We start from the raw sequence: 20239 nt of genomic DNA on the forward strand, positions 1-20239 counted from the left end.
GATTTGATACTGGAAGAAATGCCGGGTGATGCAGGGGGGACGGCTAACCCCCAATAGTTAGCCGCCTGCAAAGATTTAATTTTTGTGTCATTCAATATAGTTATTTTTCTATTTTACGATATTTTTATATAATTCAGGATGTTTGCGCCTGTCTCTGAATTCTGCACAGGCTGTATAAAGAACGTCTGTAGAAGAGTTCAGGGCAGTTTCGCAGGAATCCTGAATCACACCTACGATAAAGCCTACACCTACCACTTGCATTGCAATTTCATTTGGAATACCAAACAGGCTGCAGGCAAGAGGAATCAGAAGCAGAGAACCTCCCGCTACTCCAGATGCACCGGCAGCACTCAGCGCAGACAGTACACAGAGGATAATGGCAGTCAGAAAGTCTACACGAATATCCAGCGTATAAGCAGCTGCCAGAGCCATGGTGGAGATAGTAACTGCGGCTCCAGCCATGTTTACAGTAGCGCCGAGAGGAATAGAGATAGAATAAGTATCTTCATTTAATCCCAGTTTTTTACACAGTCCCATGTTAACCGGAATATTGGCAGCAGAACTGCGGGTAAAAAATGCAGTGATACCGCTGTCTTTCAGGCAGGTAAACACCAGTGGAAACGGATTCTTTCTGGTGCAGAGAAAGGTAACGATAGGATTTACGATCAGTGCCACGAAGAACATAGTTCCCACCAGAACGAGAATCAGTCTTCCGTATCCCAATAAAACGTCCAGCCCCTGCTCGGAAATCGTAGTGAAAATCAGGCCCATAATACCGAAAGGTGCACAGTTGATAATCCATTGAACAGCCTGTGCAACAGCATCGGATATATTGTCCAGGGCGCGCTTGGTGCCGTCACTGGCTTTTTTGAGGGCGAGTCCGAAAATAATAGCCCATGCAAGAATACCGATATAGTTTGCATTCACAAGAGCATCTACCGGATTAGCAACTAAATTCATCAGAAGATTTGTCAACACTTCAGTGACACCGCTTGGAGGTGCAATATCGCCGGTATTTGTACTTTTTGAAAAGGTAAGTGCAACTGGGAATACATAACTTGCTAACACGGCACAAAGTGCTGCCAGCAGGTTGCCCAGCATGTAGAGTACGGCGATGAATGTCATATTGGTCTTCTGTCCTTTTGACATTTGACATAATGCACTCATGACCAGGAAAAATACCAGAATAGGGGCAACTCCCCGCAATGCCCCAACAAAGAGACTGCCCAAAATCGAGATTGCTGATGCCTGAGGAACAACCAGCGCAAGAATGATACCGATGATCAAACCACAAATAATCCGCTTAATCAGGCTGATGCTGTTCCACTTGTTAACGATGCTAATAATGCTGTTTAAAAAGTTTTTCATTACTTCATTTGCAGACATACTGACACGTATATATCTGCTTACCTCTCTTTCTTATTAGTTTTGTTTTCCCCAACATGTAGTCATTATCTCATAAAATTGTTGATAATGCCATATTAATAATAATTTAACAATACATTTTTGTGGATAATAACATTATTTGTGATGCTGTATTACAAAAAGAGCAGCAAATTATATAAAAAAACTATAATCCATTGTTGTATATGCAAAGTACGGGTGTTATAATTGGGGCGAATAATCATCTGGGGAAGATGATAAAAAATTGGAGGTTTATGTCATGGAAAAAACGAAGAATGACAGGTTGATGTGGGCCCTCGTAAAGGAGAAACCGGAAGAAGGTTTGTGGAAGAAGAGAGTTCCCATTCCGGAAGTAGGGCCGAATGACGTCAAGATTAAAATCCACAAGACCGCAATATGCGGGACAGATGTGCATATCTATCAGTGGAATGAATGGGCACAGAACACGATACCGATTGGTATGACGGTAGGCCATGAGTATGTTGGGGAAGTTGCAGAAGTGGGAGGAGGCGTACAGGGATTTAAAATTGGGGACCTTGTATCCGGCGAGGGGCATATTACCTGTGGAAAATGCAGGAACTGCCTGGAAGGCCACAAAGAGAACTGCAAGGAGGCAAAAGGGGTAGGTGTTAACAGAAGCGGTGCGTTTGCAGAGTATCTGGTGATTCCATCTTCTAATGTATGGCCATGTAATTCTGCGATTCCGGAAGAGATGTATGCAATTTTTGATCCATTTGGAAATGCGGCCCACACAGCACTATCTTATGATTCTCTTGGGGAGGATGTATTGATTACCGGTGCTGGCCCGATTGGATGTATGGCGGCAGCTATCGTAAAATTTTCAGGTGCAAGGCATGTTGTCGTAACAGATTTGAATGATTACCGTCTGGACCTTGCAAGGAAGCTGGGGGCCACCAGGACGGTGAATCTGAAGAATGAGAAACTGACTGATGTTATGAAGGAAATCGGAATGACAGAAGGATTTGACGTAGGTCTTGAGATGTCCGGAGTGCAGGCAGGTCTTTCTGATATGATTCATAATATGAAGCATGGCGGAAAAATTGCCCTTCTTGGATTACAGAGTAAGGATGCTGCCGTGGATCTTGAAACCGTAATTTTCAATGGGCTGAATCTGCGTGGTATTTATGGAAGAAAAGTGTGGGATACATGGTATAAGATGTCCACAATGCTGCAGTCCGGTCTGGATATTTCCCCGATTATCACACACCATTTTGATATCAGGGATTATGAGAAAGGGTTTGAGGCAATGATTTCGGGGCAATCTGGAAAAGTCATATTAGATTGGTTACATGTAAATGATTAATGACGGCACAGCATTAGAATATAAAGAAAGAAGGAGAAACATCAATGGCACGTAAGAACGACATTTTAAATATTTATGCAAAAGAAGTAGAAGACATCAAAGAAGCAGGACTATTTAAAGGAGAAACACCTTTCGTTTCCCCACAGGGAGCAAGGGTGAAAATGGAAGATGGCAGGGAACTTCTCTGCATGTGTGCAAATAACTATCTGGGGCTGGGGGACAATCCGCGCCTGATTGAGGCGGCAAAAAGAACTTATGATGAAAAAGGATACGGAGTCGCATCTGTACGTTTCATCTGCGGAACACAAGACATTCACAAAAAACTGGAAAAGAGGATATCTGATTTTCTTGGAACGGATGACACAATCCTGTATTCTTCCTGCTTTGATGCAAACGGGGGCCTTTTTGAGACGATTCTTACGGAAGAGGATGCTGTAATCAGTGACGAGCTAAACCACGCATCTATCATTGACGGAGTACGTCTTTGCAAGGCAAAACGTTTCCGTTACAAGAATAATAATATGGACGACCTGGAGGCAAGGTTAAAAGAGGCAGATGAGGCTGGTGCAAGGGTAAAATTGATCGCCACAGACGGAGTATTCTCAATGGATGGCATTATCTGCAACTTAAAAGGAGTGTGCGGCCTTGCCGACAAATACAATGCTCTGGTCATGGTGGATGACAGCCACGCAGTAGGATTCATTGGAAAGACGGGACGTGGAACTCCGGAATACTGCGGTGTACAGGAACGTGTGGACATCATCACCGGAACCCTTGGAAAAGCTCTTGGGGGGGCATCCGGCGGATATACTTCAGGGCGTAAGGAAATTATTGACCTTCTTCGTCAGAGAAGCCGCCCGTATCTGTTCTCCAACTCAGTGGCTCCTGCAATTGCAGGTGCAAGTCTGGAATTGTTCGATATGCTGGATGAAAGTACAGAACTGCGTGACCACCTGGAAGAAGTAACTGCTTACTACCGCAAAGAACTGGTCGACAATGGATTTGATATCATCCAGGGGACCCATCCATGTGTGCCGGTAATGATTTATGACGAAAAGACGGCAGCAGAGTTTGCAAAACGCATGATGGATAAAGGTGTATATGTGGTAGCATTCTCTTATCCGGTAGTTCCGAAAGGAAAAGCAAGAATCCGTACTCAGGTATGCGCAAGCCATACAAAGGAAGATATTGATTTCATTGTAAAATGTTTTAAAGAAGTAAGAAGTGAAATGGGATTAGATAATTAGGAGCGTTATAAACGACAAAAGGCATAGAGAAAGGCAGGCAGACCTACATAAAAATAAGGAAGTCTGCCTGTTTTCTTGATTTTTCTTTACATAATAAGGGGGAAATGTAAATTTACGGACAAAGTGCTTGACGGGGTCAAACAAAACCAGTAGAATATTATATGCGACTTAGTGCAATTTTATTTGAAAAATTTATTAGGAGGTCATTAAGACATGGCAAAATGGGCTTATATGTTTACGGAAGGTAACGCAACCATGAGAAATCTTCTTGGCGGTAAAGGTGCTAACCTTGCTGAGATGACAAATCTGGGTCTTCCAGTACCACAGGGATTCACAATCACAACGGAAGCTTGTACCCAGTATTATGAGGATGGCGAGAAGATTAATGATGAAATCATGGAACAGATCATGGAAGCTATCGTTAAAATGGAGGAAGTTACCGGAAAGAAATTTGGTGACAAAGAGAATCCGCTCCTTGTTTCTGTACGTTCAGGTTCCAGAGCTTCTATGCCAGGTATGATGGATACAATCCTGAACCTTGGTCTGAATGAAGACGTTGTCAACGTACTGGCTGAGAAATCAGGCAATCCACGTTGGGCTTGGGACTGTTATAGAAGATTTATCCAGATGTATTCTGATGTTGTTATGGAGGTTGGTAAAAAATACTTCGAAGAACTTATCGACAAGATGAAAGAGGAAAAAGGTATTACAGAGGATACTGCTTTGACAGCAGACGATCTGAAAGCTCTTGCCGGACAGTTCAAAGAAGAATACAAAGGAAAAATCGGCAGCGACTTCCCGTCAGATCCGAAGGAACAGTTGATGGGAGCTGTAAAAGCAGTATTCCGTTCATGGGACAACCCAAGAGCGAATGTATATCGCCGTGATAATGATATCCCATATTCATGGGGAACAGCTGTAAACGTACAGGAAATGGCATATGGTAACATGGGTGATACATCCGGTACAGGTGTTGCGTTTACACGTGATCCAGCTACAGGTGAGAAGGCACTTATGGGAGAATTCCTTATCAATGCACAGGGTGAGGACGTAGTTGCTGGTGTTCGTACACCGAACAAGATTGCTCAGTTAAAAGAAATCATGCCGGAAGTTTACGAACAGTTCATCGGCATCTGTGATACACTTGAAAATCATTACAGAGATATGCAGGACATGGAGTTCACAATTGAGGACAAGAAACTGTATATGCTGCAGACACGTAATGGTAAGAGAACAGCTCAGGCTGCTCTGAAAATTGCTTGTGATTTAGTAGACGAGGGAATGATTACAGAAGAGAAAGCTGTTTCTATGATTGATCCTAGAAACTTGGACACATTACTTCACCCTCAGTTTGATACAGCTGCACTGAAAGCTACTGCACCAATTGGAAAGGCACTCGGTGCTTCACCGGGAGCAGCATGCGGTAAAGTGGTATTCACAGCTGAAGATGCAAAAGCATGGGCGGCAAAAGGTGAGAAGGTTATCCTTACACGTCTTGAGACATCTCCGGAAGATATCGAAGGCATGAAAGCTGCTCAGGGTATTCTGACAGTACGTGGCGGTATGACATCACACGCTGCCGTTGTTGCTCGTGGAATGGGTAAATGCTGTGTATCCGGATGCGGCGACATTGTAATGGATGAAGCGAATAAGAAGTTCACACTTGGCGGAAAAGAATATCATGAAGGAGACTCAATTTCTCTTGATGGTTCCACAGGTAATATCTATGACGGATTAATTCCGACAGTAGATGCTGAGATTGCTGGTGAATTTGAAAGAATCATGGGTTGGGCTGACAAGTACAGAACAATGAAGGTTCGTACAAATGCAGATACACCGGAAGATGCTAAAAAAGCACGTGAGCTGGGAGCAGAAGGTATCGGTCTTTGCCGTACAGAGCATATGTTCTTCGAAGGCCACAGAATCGATGCATTCCGTGAAATGATTTGTTCAGATACAGTAGAAGAAAGAGAAGCAGCACTGGAGAAGATTCTTCCGGTACAGCAGGGAGATTTCGAAGCGTTGTATGAAGCTCTGGAAGGAAACCCGGTAACAATCCGTTTCTTAGACCCACCGCTTCATGAGTTTGTTCCTACAGAAGAAGCTGACATCAAGAAACTGGCTGATGCTCAGGGCAAAACTGTAGAGCAGATTAAAGCAATCATTGATTCTCTTCATGAATTCAACCCAATGATGGGACATCGTGGATGCCGTCTGGCTGTAACATATCCGGAGATTGCAAAAATGCAGACAAGAGCTATTATCCGTGCAGCTATCAACGTAAAGAATGCACACGCTGACTGGAATGTTTGCCCGGAAATCATGATTCCGTTGATTGGTGATATCAAAGAGTTCAAGTTTGTAAAGAATATTGTTGTTGAGACAGCAGATGCTGAAATCGCAGCAGCAGGAAGCAGCATTAAGTATGAAGTGGGAACAATGATTGAAATCCCAAGAGCAGCACTTACAGCTGATGAGATTGCAAAAGAAGCTGATTTCTTCTGCTTCGGAACAAACGATTTGACACAGATGACATTCGGATTCTCACGTGATGATGCTGGTAAGTTCTTAGATGCATACTATGATACTAAGATTTTTGAAAATGACCCATTTGCAAAACTTGACCAGGTAGGGGTAGGCAAGCTGATGAAAATGGCAGTCAGCTTAGGAAAACCAGCTAATCCTGAACTGCACGTAGGTATTTGCGGCGAGCATGGTGGAGACCCAAGTTCTGTAGAATTCTGCAACGCACTTGGACTGGATTATGTATCCTGCTCACCATTCCGTGTTCCGATTGCAAGACTGGCAGCAGCACAGGCAGCTATCAAGAGTAAATAAGAGTTTTCTTTCCTTTCAATTATTGCTTAGCTTTGAGTAGGCAGTTGTGTATTGAAAGACTGGCGACAATATGTTAGATAGAAATCAACGGTGAAATATCCCTATAAAGTGTTTATCGACCTTGATTGAGTACAATATGATAAGCGCATCATTAGAAATAATGATGTGCTTATTTTTTATATACAGAATTGTTACTGATGTAAAAAAGGCTTATAATGAAAAGAAGAGTAAACGGAATTTTCACTAAATTTAAGAAGGTGAGGGTGTGAGTAAAAAACGAAAAGGAATCCCTTATCTTATTTTATTTCTTCATCTATTAAATACACCTGCATATGAACTTTTCTGGCTTAATGCTAAAAATGCGGGATTAGCTTCATTTATTAATATATAGAGGTGTGTAGAAATGAAAGCAATAACACTATGGCAGCCGTGGGCATCTTTACTGGCCTGTCGTGTAATAGAATATGAAACAAGGTCATGGGCTGCAAAATATCGCGGACCAATGGCGATTCATGCAGCAGCCAGTGGACCTAAAAATGTGCCATATCAAATGTCCGGCACTATTACCTCAATTCTCGGGGCAGATAATCAACTGGATTATTCAAGGGGAGTTGTAATTGCAATGGCTGATTTGGTTGCCTGCCATGAGATGGAAAAGGATGATTTTGAAAATATTGGATTCTGGCACAGCAATAATGGTACACGGAAATTTCATGCCGTTAGCGAACAACAGGAATCATTCTTCGTCCGCACCATAATTTGATGATATTGTCTGTTGTAACTTATGCACAAAAAATAAGAGCGTTTATTACAAATAATATACAAAAATTAGGTTTGCTGGGAGAAAAACGCAATAAACAATTGACAATTATGTTAGAGAAGAGCATAATGTGAGCAAGGTTGTAATACAGCTGACAGCTGACAGCAATCAAGTGGGTTTCCCGGGAAAAGCTCAGGATTGTGATATCATCAACAAGTAAGAAAATGGAGGCGTAAAATGAAGTATAGTAAAGAACTGGTGCAGGAGCTTGAGAATAAGGCGAAAGCACTGCGGAAAGATGTAATCGTAAGTATGGGAGTTGGTGTGGCCGGTCATATTGGAGGATCAAATTCCTCGGCTGATATTGTAGCAGCCCTGTATTTCTATAAAATGAAATATGATCCGGCTAATCCGAAAATGGAAGACAGAGACAGGTTTTTGTTAAGCAAAGGGCATGTGGCAATTCTTCAATATGCAGCATTAGCTGAAGCTGGTTTTTTCCCGGTTGAGGACTTAAAAACGACTAAGGATATTGGCTCCCATCTGCAGGGGCATCCGGATGTATTGAAAACGCCCGGAATTGAAGCAGGAACCGGTTCACTGGGCCAGGGATTATCAATCGGTCTGGGAATGGCTTTGGGAATGAAGTTAGATAAAATTAATCGTAAGGTATATGTACTTATTGGTGACGGAGAGACTGGAGAAGGACAGATATGGGAAGCCGCATTGGCCGCGAGTCACTACAAAGCAGATAATTTGATAGCAATTGTAGACCGTAATGGCCTTCAGGCAAATGGAAAGACCGAAGACCGTATGAATTCAGCCTGCTTAGAAGAGAAGTGGAAGAGCTTTGGATGGGAAGTTATCAATATTAATGGTCATAACATGGAGGAAATTCTGCAAGCCTTGGATGAGGCAGATGAGATGAAAGGAAAACCCACTGTGATTATTGCGGATACGGTGAAAGGGCAGGGGGTAAGTTTTGCAGAAAACGTAGTTAGTTTCCATAACAGTCCTCTGACAGAAGAGCAGTATCAGCAGGCATTACAGGAATTAATCTAAATGGAGGAATGAAAAATGGGTTATACAAATCAAAGGATCGCTTATGGCAATACATTAGTAGAATTGGGAAAAGAAAACAAAGAAATCGTAGTGTTGGATGCAGATCTGGGAGGTTCTACAATGGGGAAAATGTTTGAAGCAGAGTTCCCCGAGCGCCATTTTGAAGCGGGTATAGCAGAAGCAAATATGACTTCTATGGCAGCAGGGCTTGCACAAACAGGGAAGATTCCCTTTACAAATTCTTTTGCTGTGTTTTCAGGCGGAAGAGCTTATGACCAGATACGGCAAACAATTGCGATTGGAAAGTTGAATGTAAAGATATGCGGTTCATCTTCAGGTATGTCTGATTTTGGAGATGGGGCAACGCATCAGGCAATAGAAGATATTGCAATTATGAGGGCTATTCCTAACATGACAGTCTTGTGTCCGGCAGATGCAAATGAAACGGCAGAGGCAGTAAAAGCAATGGTAAAGGTGCATGGCCCATGTTACATAAGACTAAACCGGAATGATTATGAAAATGTTACAGAAGAAGGAAAGACATTTGAAATAGGTAAACCTTCGGTACTTAGAGAGGGAAGTGATGCAGCGGTTTGCGCAACAGGTTATATGACAGGACTTGCACTGGAAGCAGCAGAAAAATTAGAGGGGAGGATTTCTGTAAAAGTAATTAATGTTGCTACGATAAAACCACTGGATGAAGAGGCACTGAAAAAAGCAATCGGAGACTGTAAAGCTATTGTGACAGCAGAGGAACATAGTATTGTGGGCGGATTAGGCAGTGCCGTGGCAGAAGTACTCAGGCGGGATACAAGACCAATTGAATTTGTAGGAGTAAATGACACATTCGGATGCAGCGCACACTCTTATAAGGATGTTTTAAAATGTCATGGTTTAACGACAGAGCACATTGTGGAGGCAATTGAACAAATAATCTAAAATCAGGAGGAAGGAAAAATGAAGCTAGGATTTATCGGACTTGGAATTATGGGAAAACCAATGGTGAAAAACCTTTTGAAAGCGGGGCATGAGGTCATTGTATATGATGTGATTCAATCGAACGTGGATCAGGCGGTAGCTGAGGGAGCAAATCCGGCGAATTCTTCGAAAGAAGTTGCAGAGCAGTGTAAGCTTGTAATTACTATGCTGCCAAATTCTCCCCATGTCAAAAGTGTAGTTATGGGAGAAAACGGAGTGCTCGACGGAGCACAGCCTGGGACTATACTTGTTGATATGAGTTCCATTGCACCACAGGCATCCCAGGAAATCTGCAAAGCTTGCGGGGAAAAGGGGATAAAGATGATTGACGCTCCGGTTTCCGGCGGCGAACCGAAAGCAGTTGATGGAACCTTATCCATTATGGTGGGCGGCGATGAAGAGGTATTTAAAGAAGTGTACGATATATTGATGGTAATGGGAGGCAGTGCGGTCCATTGTGGAGACATCGGAGCCGGAAATACAACAAAGCTGGCAAATCAAATTATAGTTGCTTTAAATATAGCGGCGGTGTCAGAAGCATTTATGCTCAGCACAAAAGCAGGGGTGAATCCGATAAAAGTATTTGATGCAATCAAAGGGGGTCTTGCAGGTTCTACGGTTATGAACGCAAAAGTACCAATGATTACAGAAGGCAACTTTGAACCAGGTTTCAAAATCAATCTTCATATCAAAGATCTTAATAATGCGCTTGAAACCGGACACAATGTAGGCGCTCCTTTGCCACTGGCATCTCAGGTTATGGAAATGCTTCAAACCTTAAAAGCAGATGGTCTGGGAGATAAAGATCACAGTGCAATTGCAAAATATTATGAAAAAGTAGCAGATGCTGAAATTAGAAAGTAAAACTCATAAGCTGAGGAGCAGGGAGGTAGTGTATGGATTTAGGGACAAAATTGATTATTAACCTGGTAATAGCCATTGCCATAATTTTAGTATGTATCATGCTGTTTAAAGTCAATGCAACCATTGCTTTGATTCTGGCCAGTATATATATGGGCGTTGCGTCCGGGATTGAAGTATTGGAAACCATCACATTGATTGGCGATGGGTTCGGCAGTATGATGGCCAGTATGGGACTGCCAATAGGATTGGGGGTTATTCTTGGACAATTACTTTCAGATAGTGGAGGGGCAAATGTAATTGCTGAAACGATTGTCCGAAAGTTTCCGGCAGAAAAATCGCTTTATGCACTGGCTTTTACGGGGTTTATACTTTCAATCCCAGTATTCTTTGACGTGACTTTTATCATTCTGATACCAATCGGCATCGCCATTGCCAGACAGATTAATAAACCAATGGCATACATAACCGGTGTTTTGACCGCAGGTGCAACGACTGCACATTGTATTGTTCCACCGACGCCCAATCCGTTAGCGGCTCCGGATATTCTCGGATTTGATCTGGGAGAAATGGTAATTGCAGGACTTATATTTGGAATCATTACAGTTCTGGGAACCGTATTCATTTATACCAAAATCCATGACAGGGGAATTTGGAATAATGAAAAAGATATTAACCATTCTTCAACTGTTGTAGAAGAGCTGGAAGCAGCTGCGGCAAAAAATGATGAACAACGGCCTGGATTTTGGGTATCTCTGATTCCGATTTTCTTTCCAATCATATGTATTCTGTCAGGAACAGTAGCGAGCGCGGTGGTAGGAGAAGAGAATGTTCCATTAATCTGCCAGGTTTTAGGGACAAAAATAGTAGCCTTATTGACAGGAGCGCTTGCGGCCTATATCGTAGGATATAAATATATTGGAAAAGAAAAAATCGAGGACTCTTGCGGCGAAGCGTTAAAGGCAGCAGGTGTGGTACTTTTAATCACAGGGGCGGGCGGTTCTTTTGGAACTGTAATCAAGGCAACGGATATTGGAACGGTATTAGTAGACAAATTAGGAATTGACAACAGCTCTAAAATTGCTATATTGTTCCTGGCATTTTTCATTGGATTTATCTTCCGTGTTGCACAAGGATCAGGAACGGTTGCAGGTATTACATCAATGACGATTATGGCAACAATTTCGGGAACTGTAGCACTTCATCCGGTCTATATTGCTATGGCGTGTCTGTCAGGCGGGAACAGCGTAGGGCATGTAAATGACAGCGGATTCTGGGTTGCAACAAATCTTTCGGGATTGAGTGTAACCGGAGGCTTGAAAACGTATACACTTGCGTCATTTATATCAGCAGTTTTTATTTTCTTAATCGCTCTGGCAGGTGCAGTAATATTACCAATGGCTTAAATGAAAGGGAAGCAGGTGAAAAAGATGAAAGCATTACGATATTTAGGGGAAAGACAACTTGAGATACAGGAAGTGGAAAAACCTGTTCCGCAAAAGGGCGAGGTATTGCTGCGGGTGAAAGCATGTGGAATCTGCGGCAGTGATGTTCACGGGTATCTGGGCCTGACCGGAAGAAGACTGCCCCCCATGACAATGGGACACGAATTTGCGGCAGAGGTAGAAGCGCTGGGAGAAGGTGTTACCAAATTTAAAGTTGGTGACGGTGTAATTCCACAACCCATCAACTTTTGCGGAGAATGTGAAAATTGTAAGCAAGGTCTTACGAACATGTGCCTGAACAAGAAATTTTTTGGGGTTTTAGATGTGGATGGCGCAATGGCAGAATACGTAGCTGTTCCAGAGAAGCTTCTTTATAAATTGCCTGATAATATTTCATATAAAATAGGAGCTCTGACAGAGCCTTATGCTGTGGCTTATGGTGCGGTAAAAAAGAGCGGCGATCTGGCAGGAAAGAATGTTTTGATAATCGGAGCAGGTACAATCGGACTTTGTATTTTGCAATTAGTAAAGTTAAAAAATCCTGCAAAAATTATAGTATCTGATCTAAGTAATTCAAGGCTGGATGCGGCAAAAGAATTTGGAGCAGATGAAGTTGTCAATCCAGGTATTGAAGATGCTATGACAGCAATTGAAAATTATACGGATGGCCATATGATAGATGTGTCTATTGAAGCTGTTGGTGTACAGGCAACTGCAAATCAGTCTATTAAATGCCTTAGGATAGGCGGTGCGGCAGTTTGGGTCGGAATGTCCCAAAAAGAGATGCAGATTAATATGCAGGATATTGTATGTTTTGCAAGAAAGATATTAGGTTCCTTTAATTATACCCATCAGGAATTTGGCGAAGTGGCAGAGATTATTGGGGCTGGGAAATTGAACGCGGAAAAATTGATTTCTAAAGTCATACCATTGGAGGAAACAATGCAGGCGATGGAGGACCTTCATCAGAAGCCAGATGAATATATCAAAATTATAATTGAACCATAAAAAGGAGGACTATATGAGATTTGGCTGTTGTTTGAATATGGTCGCATCTTATACGGATGGAACAGGGATTGAACACATAGAAAAACTGGCAGAGCTGGGATATGAATATGCAGAACTTCCATTGGCGGAGATGATGATGCTTTCTGAAGAGAAATTCAATAATCTAAAAAAACGTGTGCAGGATTCCGGAATTGCATGTGAGGTATGTAACAACTTTTTCCCAAAGACGATGCGATTGACCGGAGAAGAAGTACATATGGATATGATTTTGACATATGCAGAAAAAGCACTGGACAGGGCGCATGAACTGGGTGTTAGATATGTAGTGTTTGGAAGCGGACCAGCTAAAAATGTGCCTGAAGGCTACTCTTTAGAGAATGGATATCAGCAAGTGGTAAATTTACTGAAACAAGTGGGAGAAATTGCCCGAAACAGAGGCATCACCATTGTAATCGAGCCGCTCCGAAAGGCTGAATGCAATTTAATCAATACATTTAAAGAAGGCTGCGGATTGGCTGCGGACGTAAATCATGAATGTGTAAAAGTACTGGTTGACTTTTATCACCTGTCAGAAGAAAAGGAACCTCTTACAAATATTTTAGAAAATGGCAAACAATTTCTGCGGCATGTACACTTTGCAAACCCTAATGGCAGGGTATACCCGGAGAGTATGGTAGAAGCAGACTACCAAGCATTTTTTGCCGCACTGAGGGAGATAGAATACAATGAAAGAATCAGCTGTGAGGCATACTGTGAGAATTTTGCCTTGAGTGCTTCTAAAACGCTTAAAGTTTTCCGGGAAAATGCATAGTAAGCATGTGGAGAAGGACCTGTTTTTAACAGGTTCTTCTTTTGAGAAAAGAAGCAAAAATTCCTTCCTATGTATGGAAACAACAGTTGCAGTCGACATTAATTTTGGGGCATGTTATAATATCAAAGTAAATAGGATGAGGTGTACTACCGACATCTGCTGCAGGGAGAAGTGAGCAATGAAAATACAACCAATACAAAAAGTAAATGTGGGTGAACAAGTCTTTCAACAGATGAAAAAGCAACTGATAACCGGTGAATGGAAGCCAGGAGATAAGCTTCCTTCAGAAAATGAACTTGCGGATTTGTTTAATGTCAGCCGTATTACAATCAGGCAGGCTTTGCAGAAATTAAGTGCATTAGATTTGGTTGAAACAAGACTTGGAGAAGGTTCGTTTGTCAAAGAGATTGAGGTAGAGCGGAGTTTAAATGAACTGATTCCCACAATGTATTTAGGCGGGCAGTCTCAGTCTCAGGTAATTGAATTTCGTGAAATCATTGATTCTGAGAGCGCGCGGCTTGCGGCTAAGAGAGCAGAAAAAGAGGATATCGAAGAGCTTAGAGCTTTGGTGGGCGAAATGAAAAGAGCGCAGAAGAATGAAGATAATAAAGGTTATGCAAAGTCAGATTTAGCATTTCACATTAAAATTGGTGAAATGACGAAGAATCCTTTAATTATTAAGACAAATTCAATTCTCCGGGATATTCTTGAGGAATCAATGGATGATGTTATCAGGAAGATGGGATTTGAGCCGGGAATTTACTACCATGAAAAGATTTTGGGTGCTATAGAAAATGGAGAAGCATCATTAGCGATGAAATTAATGCGTGAGCATATTAGCAAAAATGAATCCTATTTTGAGGAAGAAAATAAATAATATTATAGAGTGTACTTCTTGAACTTCTAATGTTGAAGAAGGTATGATTTGCCTGCTCCGAAAAAGAGAGGAGATAAAACATGAGATTGGAAACAGAAAGACTAATCCTTCGATCCTGGCAGGAAGAGGATGCCGGGGATTTATATGAATATGCGAAGGACCCGCAGGTAGGCCCGATTGCAGGGTGGCCGCCGCATACCAGTGTGGAAAACAGCCGTGAGATTATAAAGGAGGTGCTGTCAGCGGAGGAAACTTATGCGGTTGTTTTGAAAGAGGAACAGAAAGCTGTCGGCAGCATCGGCCTGATGACTGGCTCCGCCAGTAATCTTGACATACCCGATGAAGAGGGGGAAATTGGTTATTGGATTGGCGTTCCATTCTGGGGACAGGGACTGATCCCCGAGGCAGTAGGAGAAATGCTGCGGCACGGCTTTGAAGATTTGCATTTGGAGAAAATCTGGTGCGGCTATTTTGATGGAAATACAAAATCTAAAAGGGTGCAGGAAAAATGCGGATTTGTGTATCATCATACCAATGAAAATATTCACTGGGAGCTGATGGATGATATCAGAACGGAGCATGTGACCTGTATGACGAAAGAACAATGGGTGAAAATGCAGTAAGGATGGTGAAAATCTGATATGAATGAAAGTATTTTAATCGTAGATGATGAAAAAGAAATAGCCGATTTAATTGAAGTTTATTTGAAAAATGATGGTTATACTGTATATAAGCTCTATAATGGCGTTGAAGCACTAAAATGTATTGAGTCTACAAAACTTGATATGGCAATTTTAGATGTTATGCTTCCGGATATTGACGGGTTTCATATCTGCCAGAAAATTCGTGAAAAGTATTTTTTCCCTATTATTATGCTGACTGCAAAGGTTGAGGATGCGGACAAGATTATGGGGCTTACTATTGGGGCTGACGATTATATAACAAAACCGTTTAATCCATTGGAGGTTGTGGCAAGGGTAAAAACTCAGCTGCGGCGTTACATGAAATATAACGGGAATAATGAAGAAGCTGCTGTATCCATCAAAGAGTATGATTTGAAAGGCTTGATTATAAATAAGGATACGCATAAATGCACTTTGTTCGGAAAAGAACTTAAACTCACTCCGATTGAGTTCTCCATTCTTTGGTATTTATGTGAACATCAAGGCAGTGTCGTTTCTTCAGAAGAACTGTTTGAAGCAGTATGGGGCGAAAAATATCTTGATAACAATAATACTGTTATGGCTCATATTGGACGGCTGCGTGAAAAAATGAATGAACCTGCAAAAAAACCTAAATTTATTAAAACGGTATGGGGAGTTGGATATACAATTGAAAAGTAAAATACCAAAAGGCAACGGTGATTATCGACAGTTGCAAACAAAACTATTTGCCCGGACAATCAGCATGGTGTTCGGTTCCATTGTGACAATTTGGTTTCTTTATACGGTTATACTGCGCGGAAATTTTGCAAACTGGATGGTTGCATTATTTCAACATGTATTTCGTATGGATTACATCAACGCTCTGAATTTATATCGGCAGACCTTTCGTAACTATATGGAGATTGTTTTCTTTATTGCAATAGCAATGATGTTCTTTTTAATATTCCATTTCTATTTAAAATGGTTTACCGGGTATTTCGGAGAAATCAACAAGGGAATTGATGCACTAATTAAAGAGAATACTGATGAAATAAGTCTGTCGCCGGAGTTGGCAGCCACAGAAAAAAAGATAAATACGATTAAACACACTCTTGAAAAACGAAAAATTGACACACAGTTAGCGGAGAAACGGAAAAACGATCTTGTTGTGTATCTTGCCCACGACTTAAAAACTCCATTGACATCAATCATAGGCTATTTAACTCTGCTGCGTGATGAAGACAAAATATCAGAAGAACTTAGGCAAAAGTATTTGGGTATTTCATTAGATAAAGCAGAGCGGCTTGAGGATTTAATAAATGAGTTTTTTGAAATTACAAGATTTAATCTTTCAGACATCACACTTCAATATAGCAAGGTAAATTTAACCCGCCTGCTTGAACAACTTGTATTTGAGTTCAAACCAATGTTATTAGATAAAGACTTGAAATGTAATCTCAGCTCAGAACATAATTTGATGTTGGTATGTGATGTGGACAAAATGCAGCGTGTGTTGGATAATCTTTTGCGCAATGCCGTATTTTACAGTTTTGAAAATAGTACCATTGAAATTAATGTTATACAGGATGAGAACAAAACAACGATTAAGTTTATAAATCACGGCAATACAATTCCTAAGGAAAAACTTGAACGGATTTTTGAACAATTCTATCGTCTTGACACATCCCGCGGCTCTAACAATGGCGGCGCGGGTCTCGGATTGGCCATTGCAAAAGAGATTGTAAATCTTCACAATGGAACTATTGCGGCAAAAAGTAAAAATGAAGTTATTGAATTTGATGTGACAATCCCGTCTCCGTAGGAAAATCGTAAGAATTTACGGACAAAAATATAAGAAAATAGTTAGCGCGAACGAAAAAAAGCACTCTTGAGTTTTGATACAATTTTTGTGTCAGAGCAAGAGTGTTTTTTATATGTAGAAGCAAAGGAGACTAAAAATGCAAAAGAAAAGAATAGCTGTAATCTTTGGAGGTTGTTCGACTGAATACAAAGTATCATTAGAGTCGGCGTTCTCTGTTCTTAAAAGTTTAGATACTTCAAAATATGATATTGTTCCTATTGGTATAACAAGACAAGGTGATTGGTATCGTTACAACGGCAATTGTAATAATATCAAAGACAACACGTGGAGTAATGATTCCCGAAATCTTATTCCTATTGCCGTTTCTCAAAGCCGGGAATCAGGCGGAATTATAGAGTTTTGTAAAAAGGAGAATAAAGTAACAACGATAGATTTGGTTTTTCCTGTATTGCATGGGAAAAATGGTGAAGATGGTACGGTTCAGGGGCTATTTGAATTAGCAGGTATACAGATTATTGGGTGTAATACATTATCGTCCGCTTTGTGTATGGATAAAGATATGGCACACAGAGTCGTTCGTACAGCAGGGATTTCTGTTCCAAAGTCAATTATGCTTGGTCAATCAATGAGAGCAGAATTGTTTCATTTATCAAAAGGCCTGACGTATCCCCTTTTTATAAAACCGGTCCGGGCAGGCTCATCATTTGGTATTACCAAAATCTACAGGGAAGCTGAATTGCAGGCAGCAGTTGAACTTGCGTTTGAACACGATGACAGAGTCCTTATTGAAGAAAACATTGATGGTTTTGAGGTCGGTTGTGCAGTCCAGGGAAAAGAGAACTTAATTGTGGGCAGAGTGGATGAAATAGAACTGACTGATGGCTTTTTTGATTATACAGAAAAGTACACATTGAAAAATTCTAAGATTTATATGCCAGCCAGAATTGATGCCATGTGTGAGAAGCAGATACGAGAGACAGCAATGGCAATCTATCAGACACTGGGGTGTTCTGGTTTTGCCAGAGTAGATATGTTTTTAACTCCATCTGGAGAAATCGTATTTAACGAGGTAAATACAATCCCTGGATTTACTTCACATAGCCGGTATCCTAATATGATGAAAGGCATTGGATTGTCCTTTGAAGAAATGTTGGACAAGCTGATAGGGTTGTACTTGTAATGATGAAGAATATCACACTGTCAAAAGAAAAAGTCCATTTTGGTAATTTGCTTCTTGTAAATGCGAAGTTCCCAATGCAAGTTATGAATGAAAACGAACTAATGCCCGTAATGGCAAAGTTCCCTGATGTCCTTTTGAAGCGTGAAGCTGGAAATATTCTGAAAATGATTTTTGAAAAAAGCAGCTATTCGAATAAGATTATTCCTGTAAGTGGATACCGTTCGGCGAGAGAACAAATGGATATATATAAAACATCACTACGAGATAGTGGTGAGGATTTTACACGGAAATTCGTAGCACTTCCAGATCAGAGTGAACACCAGACAGGGCTTGCTATCGATTTGGCTCTGAAAAAAGAGGTTATAGATTTTATTTGTCCGGAGTTTCCGTATGATGGCGTTTGTGATGAATTTCGTAAGTCTGCTCCCGGATATGGATTTATAGAGCGTTATCCAAATGGAAAAGAGCAAATAACAGGAATTGCCCACGAGCCGTGGCACTTTCGCTATGTGGGCTATCCACATTCCGAAATTATGACCGAAAACAACTTTACATTAGAGGAATACATTGAGTTTATAAAACAATTTCTGTGGAAAAGCAACCATCTGAAAATGCACAGGAATGGAAAAAGTATCGAAGTATTTTATGCTGCAGCAGAAGCAACGGGAATAACAACAATTACATTACCAGAAAAAACAGTCTATCAAGTGTCAGGAAACAATACGGATGGCTTTATCGTGACGCTATGGGGGGACAAAAAATGAAAAGCAGCAAGGCAAAACCTTATATCACAGATGATGAGAGGGCCTGGATAGAAATTGATTTGAATAATTTAAAACATAATGTAAAAATATTAAGAAACGCAATGCACTCAAATTGTGAGTTGATGGCTGTTGTAAAAGCGGAAGCCTATGGTCACGGAATGTACCAGATAGCAGCATATATGAATCAGATTGGAGTAAAAACATTCGCAGTGGCGACTATTGATGAAGGCATCCAATTACGCCGTTATGATATTTTAGGTGAAATACTGATTCTTGGATACACAAGTCCTGCACGGGCAGGGGAACTTCAGAAATATGAGCTTACACAAACACTAATAGATTATGATTATGCTCTGCTTCTGAATAAACAAAACTACAATATTAAAGCTCACATTAAAGTGGATACGGGGATGCACAGACTTGGATTTGATAAAGCTGATACGGAAAAAATCACCAGTGTTTTTGGAATGAAGCATATTGAAATATGTGGCATCTACACTCATTTATGTGTTTCTGACAGCCTTGATAAGGAGGACATCCGTTTTACTAACATACAAATTGATAGTTTCTATGAACTCCTTGAGAAGTTGAAGAAAAAACACATAGAACTGCCTAAAACACATATTCAAAGCAGTTATGGGCTTTTGAATTATCCGGAGCTGAAATGTGATTATGTGAGGACAGGTGTTTTGCTGTATGGTGTATTAAGTTCTCCTAATGATAAAACAAAGCTGCATCTTGATTTGCGGCCTGTGCTTTCCCTGAAATCAAAGGTGGTTTTATTAAGAGTAATTAAAAAGGGTGAAAGTGTTGGCTATGGCAGAGCATTTATTGCTGACAAGAATCGTTTAATTGCCATATTACCAATTGGATATGCAGATGGTTTTCCAAGAAACTTATCCTGCCAAAAGAGCCATGTACTTATCAATGGACATCAGGCACCTGTTGTTGGTAAAATTTGTATGGATCAGCTTGCAGTTGATGTTACCGATATTCCTAATATTGCAATTGGCATGGAAGCAACACTAATTGGCAAAGATGAAATTGCCGCACCAGTTGTTGCTGACAATTCTGGAAGTATAACAAATGAACTTTTGTGCCGTTTGGGGCAGAGATTAAAAGTTATTACAACAGATTTGGACGGAAAATATTAATTGTAGGCCAAAGAACAATGCGGGAAATGCAATGACGGAAAATAGATTAAAATATAGACA

General features: G+C 40.9%; 17 protein-coding genes and 1 pseudogene. 17 read left to right on the forward strand and 1 reads right to left on the reverse strand.

The genetic code is table 11. The features are described 5' to 3' along the window. Nucleotides 1–108: 108 nt before the first annotated feature. Entirely contained in the window at nucleotides 109–1386 is a 1278-nt protein-coding gene (sstT, locus tag A8805_RS05400; protein ID WP_330405734.1) for a serine/threonine transporter SstT, read from the reverse strand. 277 nt (nucleotides 1387–1663) lie between these two features. On the opposite strand from sstT, the gene tdh reads away from it, so the two are divergent. From tdh to vanT, 17 genes and pseudogenes are all read left to right on the forward strand, one after another. Next, on the forward strand, nucleotides 1664–2728 hold the full coding sequence (gene tdh / locus A8805_RS05405) for an L-threonine 3-dehydrogenase (protein ID WP_109709172.1): 1065 nt from the start codon (nucleotides 1664–1666) through the stop codon (nucleotides 2726–2728). A 44-nt stretch (nucleotides 2729–2772) separates the two neighbouring features. Next, entirely contained in the window at nucleotides 2773–3975 is a 1203-nt protein-coding gene (locus A8805_RS05410) for a glycine C-acetyltransferase (protein WP_109709173.1), read from the forward strand. Between the two features lie 213 nt (nucleotides 3976–4188). Further along, nucleotides 4189–6813, forward strand: coding sequence for a pyruvate, phosphate dikinase (gene ppdK / locus A8805_RS05415; protein ID WP_109709174.1), 2625 nt, complete (start codon nucleotides 4189–4191; stop codon nucleotides 6811–6813). 403 nt (nucleotides 6814–7216) lie between these two features. After that, entirely contained in the window at nucleotides 7217–7576 is a 360-nt protein-coding gene (locus A8805_RS05420) for a hypothetical protein (RefSeq protein WP_109709175.1), read from the forward strand. A 234-nt stretch (nucleotides 7577–7810) separates the two neighbouring features. Further along, nucleotides 7811–8635 (forward strand): transketolase, encoded by an 825-nt coding sequence (locus A8805_RS05425; protein ID WP_109709176.1) that lies wholly within the window; start codon nucleotides 7811–7813, stop codon nucleotides 8633–8635. A gap of 15 nt (nucleotides 8636–8650) precedes the next feature. Continuing rightward, entirely contained in the window at nucleotides 8651–9574 is a 924-nt protein-coding gene (locus A8805_RS05430) for a transketolase family protein (RefSeq protein ID WP_109709177.1), read from the forward strand. 18 nt (nucleotides 9575–9592) lie between these two features. Then, on the forward strand, nucleotides 9593–10477 hold the full coding sequence (gene garR / locus A8805_RS05435) for a 2-hydroxy-3-oxopropionate reductase (protein ID WP_109709178.1): 885 nt from the start codon (nucleotides 9593–9595) through the stop codon (nucleotides 10475–10477). Nucleotides 10478–10509: 32 nt separating this feature from the next. After that, nucleotides 10510–11880 (forward strand): GntP family permease, encoded by a 1371-nt coding sequence (locus A8805_RS05440; protein WP_109709179.1) that lies wholly within the window; start codon nucleotides 10510–10512, stop codon nucleotides 11878–11880. 24 nt (nucleotides 11881–11904) lie between these two features. Beyond that, the gene (locus A8805_RS05445) at nucleotides 11905–12927 is read left to right on the forward strand and encodes a zinc-dependent alcohol dehydrogenase (protein WP_109709276.1); all 1023 of its coding nucleotides are present in this window, start codon (nucleotides 11905–11907) and stop codon (nucleotides 12925–12927) included. 13 nt (nucleotides 12928–12940) lie between these two features. Beyond that, the gene (locus A8805_RS05450; RefSeq protein ID WP_109709180.1) at nucleotides 12941–13738 is read left to right on the forward strand and encodes a sugar phosphate isomerase/epimerase family protein; all 798 of its coding nucleotides are present in this window, start codon (nucleotides 12941–12943) and stop codon (nucleotides 13736–13738) included. Nucleotides 13739–13916: 178 nt separating this feature from the next. Beyond that, nucleotides 13917–14615, forward strand: a complete 699-nt coding sequence (locus tag A8805_RS05455; protein ID WP_109709181.1) for a FadR/GntR family transcriptional regulator — start codon at nucleotides 13917–13919, stop codon at nucleotides 14613–14615. Nucleotides 14616–14695: 80 nt separating this feature from the next. After that, nucleotides 14696–15238, forward strand: a complete 543-nt coding sequence (locus A8805_RS05460; protein WP_109709182.1) for a GNAT family N-acetyltransferase — start codon at nucleotides 14696–14698, stop codon at nucleotides 15236–15238. An 18-nt stretch (nucleotides 15239–15256) separates the two neighbouring features. After that, nucleotides 15257–15958 carry a VanR-ABDEGLN family response regulator transcription factor gene (gene vanR, locus A8805_RS05465; RefSeq protein ID WP_109709183.1) on the forward strand — a complete coding sequence of 234 codons (702 nt, stop codon included), beginning with the start codon at nucleotides 15257–15259 and terminating at the stop codon, nucleotides 15956–15958. 64 nt (nucleotides 15959–16022) lie between these two features. Beyond that, nucleotides 16023–17081, forward strand: a complete 1059-nt coding sequence (gene vanS, locus A8805_RS05470; RefSeq protein WP_242992292.1) for a vancomycin resistance histidine kinase VanS — start codon at nucleotides 16023–16025, stop codon at nucleotides 17079–17081. A gap of 136 nt (nucleotides 17082–17217) precedes the next feature. Then, entirely contained in the window at nucleotides 17218–18261 is a 1044-nt protein-coding gene (vanG, locus tag A8805_RS05475) for a D-alanine--D-serine ligase VanG (protein WP_109709185.1), read from the forward strand. Next, complete coding sequence (locus A8805_RS05480; RefSeq protein ID WP_330405735.1) at nucleotides 18261–19025, forward strand: D-alanyl-D-alanine carboxypeptidase family protein; 765 nt, start codon at nucleotides 18261–18263, stop codon at nucleotides 19023–19025. Before vanG ends, A8805_RS05480 begins: the two co-directional genes overlap by 1 nt. After that, nucleotides 19022–20179 (forward strand): annotated as a pseudogene (vanT, locus tag A8805_RS05485) (serine racemase VanT catalytic subunit); the annotation flags it as partial. The gene A8805_RS05480 and the pseudogene vanT, both read left to right, overlap by 4 nt. Nucleotides 20180–20239 lie beyond the last annotated feature (60 nt).

It is taken from the genome of Faecalicatena contorta (genome assembly GCF_003149105.1).
Classification (GTDB): Bacteria; Bacillota; Clostridia; order Lachnospirales; family Lachnospiraceae; genus Muricomes; species Muricomes contortus_C.